This window comes from Ramlibacter sp. (genome assembly GCF_013697775.1).
GTDB lineage: Bacteria > Pseudomonadota > Gammaproteobacteria > Burkholderiales > Burkholderiaceae_C > Ramlibacter.
On sequence record NZ_JACCWG010000185.1, the window covers coordinates 1 to 7,292 of the forward strand.

Genomic DNA, 7,292 nt, shown 5'->3' on the forward strand with positions numbered 1-7,292 from the left:
TGGCGAAGGCGCCCGCCCAGCCGGTGCTGCCCTCGGGCGCGCTGCGCCCCATCACCGCCGAGGAAATCGCCTCGCAGGGCGTCGCCCGCCTGCAGCCGCCGGCCGACCTGTGGGAGCGCATCCGCCGCGGCTTCGGCATGCCCAACCTGGAGGGCGACCTGGTGCGCCAGCAGGAGCAGTGGTATTCGCAGCGCGCCGACTACATCGGGCGCATGACCGACCGCTCGCGCAAGTACCTGTTCCACATCGTCGAGGAACTGGAGCGGCGCGGCATGCCGACCGAGCTCGCGCTGCTGCCCTTCATCGAAAGCGCGTACAACCCGCAGGCCGTGTCCAGCGCGCGCGCGGCCGGCATGTGGCAGTTCATGCCGGCCACCGGCAAGGACTTCGAGCTCAAGCAGAACGTGTTCCGCGACGACCGGCGCGACGTGCTGGCCTCCACCCGCGCGGCGCTGGACTACCTGCAGAAGCTGCACGGCATGTTCGGCGACTGGCACCTGGCGCTGGCAGCCTACAACTGGGGCGAAGGCAGCGTGGGCCGCGCCATCGCGCGCAACCAGAAGCTCGGGCTGCCCACCGGCTATGCCGACCTGACCATGCCCAACGAAACGCGCAACTACGTGCCCAAGCTGCAGGCGGTGAAGAACATCATCGCCACGCCGGACCAGTTCCGCGCCGAGCTGCCGCTGATCGAGAACCACCCCTACTTCCAGACCGTCACCGTGCGGCGCGACATGGACGTGGCGCTGGCCGCGCGCCTGGCCGACATCAAGCTGGAAGACTTCAAGGCGCTCAACCCGCAGCTCAACCACCCGGTGGTGCTGGCCGCCGGCACGCCGCAGATCCTGCTGCCCTGGGACAACGCCACCGTTTTCAAGCGCAACTACGAGAGCTACACCGACGGCCGCTATGCCAGCTGGACCGCATGGAGTGCACCGGCCACCATGAGCGTGTCGGAAGCGGCGCGCCGCGTCGGCATGCCGGAGAACGACCTGCGCACGGTCAACACCATTCCGCCGCGCATGCTCATCAAGGCCGGATCGGTCCTGATCGTGCCGCGCTCGTCCAAGAGCCAGGAGGACGACGTGGCCAGCCATGTGGCCGACAACGGCCAGCTCAGCCTGGCGCCGGAAATCACCACGCGCCGTGTCGTCATCAAGGCCGGCAAGCGCGACAGCGTGGTCACCGTCGCGCAACGCTACCGCCTCAACCCGGCCCAGGTGGCCGAGTGGAACGGTGTCGTGCAGGCGGCGGCGTTCAAGGCCGGGCAGCAGGTCGTGCTGCAGCTGCCCATCCAGGCGGGCGGCGCCGTGCATGCGCCGCTGCGTGCGGCGGTTGCGCAGGGCGCCCTGCGCCCGGCTGTGGCCATGCGCACGGCCACGGGCACGCGTGCAGCTGTGGCTACGCGCGCTACTGTGCCCACCCGCGCTGCTGTGAGCGCGCGCGTTGCCGGCCCCCGCCCGGCCGTGGCGGCCGCACGGCCCAGCCAGCGCGGCGAGCCCATCAAGCGCAAAAAGCGCCACTGAGCCAGCGGGCCGCAGCAGAGCTCGCGGCCCGCTCGGGCAGGACCGATCGACAGGCGTCTTCGACCGCGATTGACGGCTGATGGGTTGCGTGTCGGCCGGGCCAGAGCTGGCCGACACACACACCCGATATCGGCCGATGCCCCAGCCCAAGCTGCGTAGGCATCCTCCAATCGTCAACTTATAAGGAGATAACCATGAAACGCAACGCTCTCTTCGCCACCTTGCTGGCTGCCGGCACCATGCTGGGCAGTGCCACCGCCTTTGCGGTGCCCGCCATCGTCGTCGACGTGGCGCCGCCCGCGCCGCGCTCCGAAGTGATGCCGGCCCCCCGCGCCGGCCGCGTCTGGGTGGAAGGCCATTACCAGTGGCGCGACGGCGAGTACGCCTGGCGCCCGGGCCACTGGCAGGCCGCACGCAACGGCATGCACTGGGAACAGGCGCGCTGGGAACAGCGTGACGGCCAGTGGATGTTCATGGACGGCCATTGGGCGCGTGGCGGCGGCGACCGCGTCGGCATGAACCGGCGCGACGACCGCAGCATTCCCTGGGGCCAGCGCGATTCGGACGGCGACGGCGTGCGCAACCGCAACGACCGCTTCCCGAACAACCCGAACCGAAGCTAAGCATTCACTGAAAAATCGCTGCTGCGATTTTTCAGTGCTCTGCGCAGAGTGCAAACGCCCGGCAAAGCCGGGCGTTTGCACATGGGGAATCGCGCTGCATGTTATTTCGCGCGATCCGCCGGGGAAGTCAGAGCTTCTCTGTTTCGCCGGCCTGCGGCTGCCACTTCATCAGGTGGCGCTCGATGCGGCCGACGATGCCGTCCAGCACCAGCGCGAACGCCGTCAGCACCACGATGCCGGCGAACACGGTGTTGACGTCGAACGTGCCCTCGGCTTGCAGAATGAGGTAGCCGACACCGCGTGCCGAGCCCAGGTATTCGCCGACCACGGCGCCCACGAACGCCAGTCCCACGGACGTGTGCAGGCTGGAGAACACCCAGCTGGTCGCGCTGGGCAGGTACACGGTGCGCAGCAGCTGCTTGCGGTTGGCGCCCAGCATGCGCGCGTTGGCCAGGATCACCGGGCTGACTTCGCGCACGCCCTGGTAGACGTTGAAGAACACGATGAAGAACACCAGCGTCACCGCCAACGCCACCTTGCTCCAGATGCCCAGGCCGAACCACAGCCCGAAGATCGGCGCCAGGATCACGCGCGGCATGGAGTTGGCGGCCTTGATGTAGGGATCGAGGATCGCGCTGGCCGTCGGCGCAAGCGCCAGCCACAGGCCCACGGCCAGGCCCAGCACGGTGCCGATGGCGAAGGCCAGCACGGTTTCGGCCAGCGTCACGCCCAGGTGCGGATAGATGTCCGCGCGCCCGGCCAGCCCCTCGGCGAAGACGCCGTTGGGCGCCACGTCCACCGGCAAGAACCACGACCAGATGCGGCCGGCGACCTTGATCGGCTCGCCCAGGAAGAACGCCGTCTGCTCGTTGCGCGACGCCAGGTGCCAGGCCAGCAGCACCAGCACCAGCACACCCACCTGCCACAGGCGCAGGCTGCGATTGGAAAGCCGGGAGCCCGCCATCTCAAGCCGCCTTCTTCAGTTGCTGGGCGTAGCCCTTGAGCACCTCGTCGCGCAGCACCTCCCAGATGCGCGCATGCAGCTCCACGAAGCGCGGGTGCATGCGCACCTCGGCCACGTCGCGCGGGCGCGGCAGGTCTACCTCGAATTCGCCGATGGGGTGCGTGCCCGGCCCGGCCGACAGCACCACCACGCGGTCGCTCATGGCGATGGCCTCGTCCAGGTCGTGCGTGATGAACAGCACCGCCTTCTTCTTGGCGGCCCACAGCGCCAGCACCTCGTTTTCCATCAGCTGGCGCGTCTGGATGTCGAGCGCGCTGAAGGGCTCGTCCATCAGGATGATGTCGGGGTCCAGCGCCAGCGTCTGCGCCAGCGCGGTGCGCTTGCGCATGCCGCCGGACATCTGGTGCGGGTAGCGGTCGCCGAAGCCGCCCAGGCCCACGCGCTCGAGCCAGGCGTTCGCCTGCGCGCGCGCGTCGGCGTCGGGCACGCCGCGGTACTGCAGGCCGGCCATCACGTTGTCCAGGGCGCTGCGCCACGGCATCAGGGCTTCGGACTGGAACATGTAGCCGGCGCGCGCGTTGATGCCGCGCAGCGGCTGGCCGAACACCTTCACCTCGCCGGCCGAAGGCTCCAGCAGGCCGGCGCCCACGTTCAGCAAGGTGGACTTGCCGCAGCCCGTGGGCCCCACCACCGAGACGAACTCGCCGGCGCGGATGCGCAAGGTGGTGTCGGCCACCGCGGTGTACCCCTGGCCACCGGCCCCCGGCGACCGGAATGTGATGCTGATGCCGTGGAGCTCGAGCGCGAAGTCGGTCATGCGGCGAGCGTATCAAAATGAAAGGCCGGCACAGGGGCCGGCCTTCGCGGTTGGAGAGGCCTGCACCGCTGAGCGGCGAGGACTTCGTTCGCATAAAAATCGCTGGAGCGATTTTTATGCGGCTGATCGGTGCAGCCAGGCCCGGCAAAGCCGGCTCCTGGCCGCAAGGGGGACTGCGCTGCACGCTGTTTCGCGCAATCCGGGGGAAACACTGCGCTGGTCACGATGGACCGCACGCAACAACGTGCAGTGCGGTCCATCATGTGGGAAGGATCCGGCTTTGCCGGGCCTTCTCACACCGATCAAGACCTCCGGGAAAAGTCGCGAAGCGACTTTTCCCGGAGAAAGATTAGGCCTTGAACTTGTCCTTGGCGCGGCGCGCGAACTCGTTGGTGTAGGTCTTGGCCAGGTCGATCTTCTCCGGGCGCACTGTGGGCTCGAAGCTCGCCAGCGCGCGCAGCGCCGTCTTGACCGCGTCGTCGGGCAGCATGCCGTCGAGCGCGATCGCTTCGCGCACCTTGTTGAACGACGCCAGGTACAGGCCGCGGTCGCCCAGCAGGTAGCTTTCGGGAACGGTCTTGATGATGTCGCTGGGGCCCGCCGTCTGCAGCCACTTCAGGCCGTGCACGATGGCGTTGGCCAGTGCCTGGCAGGTGTTGGGGTTCTTCTGGACGAACTCGGCCTGCGCGTACAGGCAGGCCGCCGGCATTGGGCCGCCGAACACCTCCTGCGTGCCCTTGAGCGTGCGCGTGTCGCTGATGATCTTGATGTCGCCCTTTTGCTCCAGCATGGTCATCACGGGGTCGATGTTGCTCATGGCGTCGATCTGCCCGGCACGCAGCGCGGTGAGCGCGCCGGCGCTGGTGCCCACGCCGATGAAGCTGACCTCGGCGGGCTTCACGCCCGCGCGCGCCAGCAGCAGGTTGGCCATCATGTTGGTGGACGAGCCGGGCGCCGACACGCCGATCTTCTTGCCGCGCAGGTCGGCCAGCGACTTGTAGCCCGGCATCGTCTTGGTCGACACGCCCATCGCGATCTGCGGCGCGCGTCCCAGCAGCACGATGGACTGGATGAATTGGTTCTTGCTCTGCATGTTGATGGTGTGCTCGAAGGCACCGCTCACCACGTCGGCCGAGCCGCCCATCAATGCCTGCAACGCACGCGCGCCACCTGCGAAATCGGAAATCTCCACCTCCAGGCCCTCGGCCTTGAAGTAGCCGAGCTGCTCGGCGATCGTCAGCGGGAGGTAGTAGAAGCCGGCCTTGCCGCCCACGGCGATGGCGATGCGGCTCTTCTCCGGCTTGGTCTGCGCGCGCAGCGCGGGTGCGGCCAGCGACGCCGCGGCAACAGCAGCCGCGCAGGTGAAAACGCGCCGGGTGATACGGGGGGTGCTCACGGACAAACCTCTCTTGATGTTCTTGGGGCGCAGGTTATGCAGGACGGCGTACGCCCGCATCGGGAAGTTCCCGTGCGGGTTTTCACGTAAATCCATTTGGCGCCTGCGCGCCGCGGTGTTGTCTAGCGCCAGCCGACCAGCAGGATCGCGATGTTCACGAGCAGCGCCAAGCCCCAGATCGCGGAGCGGATCGCGGGGAGATCCGCCACGTACATCGCCACGTAGATGATGCGCAAGGTGATGAACAGCATGGCGAGAATGTCCACCACCGCCTGCGGTGCGCCGAGCTGGTGCGCCGCGAGCACCGCGCCGATGAAAAACGGTAACGCCTCGAAACTATTTTGCTGCGCGGCATTGGCGCGCGCCTGCCAGCCGGTGGTGTTGGCGAGCCACGCGCGCGGGTGGTGGTTGTCGAAGCCGCCCTCGCGGCGGCTCTTGCCGAAGCCCGGCCACTTGGCCAGGCCGGCACAGGCGAACGGCAGCAGCGCGGCGATCAGCATGCATGCATAAGCCACGGTGAAGTGCGCGCTGTTGTTCAGATTGCTCATTGTTCCCTCCTCATCGTTCTCTCCGGTCGGCCAGCGCATGCGCGATGGTCCCCAAGTCCACGTATTCGAGTTCACTGCCGGCCGGCACCCCGCGCGCCAGCCGCGTCACCCGCAGGCCGCGCGCCTTCATCGCCTCGGCGATCACGTGCGCCGTGGCCTCGCCCTCGGCGGTGAAGTTCGTCGCCAGGATCAGCTCCTGCACCTCGCCATCGGTGGCGCGCGTGAACAGCCGCTCCAGCCCGATGTCTTTCGGCCCGATGCCGTCCAGCGGGCTCAGCTTGCCCATGAGCACGAAGTAGAGGCCGCGAAACGCGGAAGTGCGCTCCACCGCCGCCTGGTCAGCCGGCGTCTCCACCACGCACAGCTTGGCGCGGTCGCGCCGCGGGTCGCGGCAGGTGGCGCAGACCTCGCCCTCGGTGAAGGTGTGGCACAGGTTGCAGTGCCGCACGTTGCCCACCGCCTGCTGCAGCGCCTGCGCCAGCAGCTGCGCGCCCTCGCGGTCGTGCTGCAGCATGTGGAAGGCCATGCGCGAAGCCGACTTCACGCCCACGCCCGGCAGGCGGCGCAATGCGTCCACAAGGGCCTGGACGGCGCTCAAAACGGCAGCTTCATCCCCGGGGGCAGGCCCGGCATGCCGGCGGTGAACTTGCTCATTTTTTCCTGCGAGGTTTCCTCGACCTTGCGCACGGCGGCGTTGAAGGCCGCGGCCACCAGGTCTTCCAGCATGTCCTTGTCGTCGGCCAGCAGGCTGGGGTCGATGGCGAGGCGCTTGACCTCGTGCTTGCAGGTCATGGTGACCTTCACCAGGCCGGCGCCGGACTCGCCGGTGACCTCGACCAGGGCAAGCTCTTCCTGCGCCTTGCGCATGTTGTCCTGCATGGCCTGCGCCTGCTTCATCAGGCCGGCCAGTTGTCCTTTGTTGAACATGATGTCCTCTTGTCTTGAAATGCTGTTGTGCGCCAGGGCGCTCACGTGCGCGGCCTGATGCTGCCAGGAACGATTCTCGCGCCAAAGTCGCGCATCATGGCCTGCACGAACGGATCGGCCAGGATCACTTCCTCGGCCGCCTTCTGTTTTTCGGCCGCGGCCTGCGCGTTTCGCCGGGCCGGGCTGTCGCTCACCGAGCCGACCTCCACGCTGAGCTCCACCGCATGGCCCGCGGCGTGCAGGGCATTGCGCAGCCGCTCGCGGCTGGTGGGCTGGTCGAGCGAGGCGCGCTCCACCCGCAGCATCCAGTGCCCCTCGTCGCGTGCCACCAGCTGCGACTGCAGGGCCAGCTCGCGCACCAGCGCCGTGACGGCTTCGGCGGCCACCAGCTGCTGCACCGTTGCGTGCCAGAAGTCGCCCTCCTGCGTGGGCACGACGGCGGGCGCCGCGGGCGTGTCGCGCGAAGGCTCGGGCTGCACGCGCACCGGCAC

9 protein-coding genes are annotated in these 7,292 nt (G+C 68.3%); 2 read left to right on the forward strand and 7 right to left on the reverse strand.

Annotated elements, in window-relative coordinates:
* Positions 1-23: 23 nt before the first annotated feature.
* Together H0U68_RS09085 and H0U68_RS09090 are read left to right on the forward strand one after the other, a co-directional pair.
* Positions 24-1,526 carry a transglycosylase SLT domain-containing protein gene (locus H0U68_RS09085; protein WP_296354804.1) on the forward strand — a complete coding sequence of 501 codons (1,503 nt, stop codon included), beginning with the start codon at positions 24-26 and terminating at the stop codon, positions 1,524-1,526.
* 194 nt (positions 1,527-1,720) lie between these two features.
* Positions 1,721-2,149, forward strand: a complete 429-nt coding sequence (locus H0U68_RS09090; RefSeq protein ID WP_296354792.1) for a YXWGXW repeat-containing protein — start codon at positions 1,721-1,723, stop codon at positions 2,147-2,149.
* Positions 2,150-2,276: 127 nt separating this feature from the next.
* On the opposite strand, the gene H0U68_RS09095 is transcribed toward H0U68_RS09090, so the two are convergent.
* From H0U68_RS09095 to H0U68_RS09125, 7 genes are all read right to left on the reverse strand, one after another.
* Positions 2,277-3,113: an ABC transporter permease gene (locus H0U68_RS09095; protein ID WP_296354793.1), complete on the reverse strand. Its 837-nt coding sequence runs from the start codon at positions 3,111-3,113 to the stop codon at positions 2,277-2,279.
* A gap of 1 nt (position 3,114) precedes the next feature.
* Positions 3,115-3,930 (reverse strand): ABC transporter ATP-binding protein, encoded by an 816-nt coding sequence (locus H0U68_RS09100; protein ID WP_296354794.1) that lies wholly within the window; start codon positions 3,928-3,930, stop codon positions 3,115-3,117.
* A gap of 349 nt (positions 3,931-4,279) precedes the next feature.
* Positions 4,280-5,326: an ABC transporter substrate-binding protein gene (locus H0U68_RS09105; RefSeq protein WP_296354796.1), complete on the reverse strand. Its 1,047-nt coding sequence runs from the start codon at positions 5,324-5,326 to the stop codon at positions 4,280-4,282.
* 122 nt (positions 5,327-5,448) lie between these two features.
* Positions 5,449-5,874 carry an MAPEG family protein gene (locus H0U68_RS09110; RefSeq protein ID WP_296354798.1) on the reverse strand — a complete coding sequence of 142 codons (426 nt, stop codon included), beginning with the start codon at positions 5,872-5,874 and terminating at the stop codon, positions 5,449-5,451.
* A 10-nt stretch (positions 5,875-5,884) separates the two neighbouring features.
* A complete protein-coding gene (recR, locus tag H0U68_RS09115; protein WP_296354799.1) occupies positions 5,885-6,472 on the reverse strand; it encodes a recombination mediator RecR in 588 nt (195 codons plus the stop codon).
* On the reverse strand, positions 6,469-6,801 hold the full coding sequence (locus tag H0U68_RS09120; RefSeq protein ID WP_296354801.1) for a YbaB/EbfC family nucleoid-associated protein: 333 nt from the start codon (positions 6,799-6,801) through the stop codon (positions 6,469-6,471). The genes recR and H0U68_RS09120 overlap by 4 nt, the downstream gene beginning before the upstream one ends.
* Positions 6,802-6,842: 41 nt before the next feature.
* On the reverse strand, positions 6,843-7,292 hold a 450-nt coding region (locus H0U68_RS09125; RefSeq protein ID WP_296354802.1), incomplete at its 5' end, for a DNA polymerase III subunit gamma/tau C-terminal domain-containing protein.

Coding starts and splice junctions, on each gene's coding strand:
- H0U68_RS09120 (WP_296354801.1), bottom strand. CDS start 6,801: ATGTTCAACAAAGGACAACTGGCCGGCCTGATGAAGCAGGCGCAGGCC.
- H0U68_RS09095 (WP_296354793.1), bottom strand. CDS start 3,113: ATGGCGGGCTCCCGGCTTTCCAATCGCAGCCTGCGCCTGTGGCAGGTG.
- H0U68_RS09100 (WP_296354794.1), bottom strand. CDS start 3,930: ATGACCGACTTCGCGCTCGAGCTCCACGGCATCAGCATCACATTCCGG.
- H0U68_RS09110 (WP_296354798.1), bottom strand. CDS start 5,874: ATGAGCAATCTGAACAACAGCGCGCACTTCACCGTGGCTTATGCATGC.
- H0U68_RS09090 (WP_296354792.1), top strand. CDS start 1,721: ATGAAACGCAACGCTCTCTTCGCCACCTTGCTGGCTGCCGGCACCATG.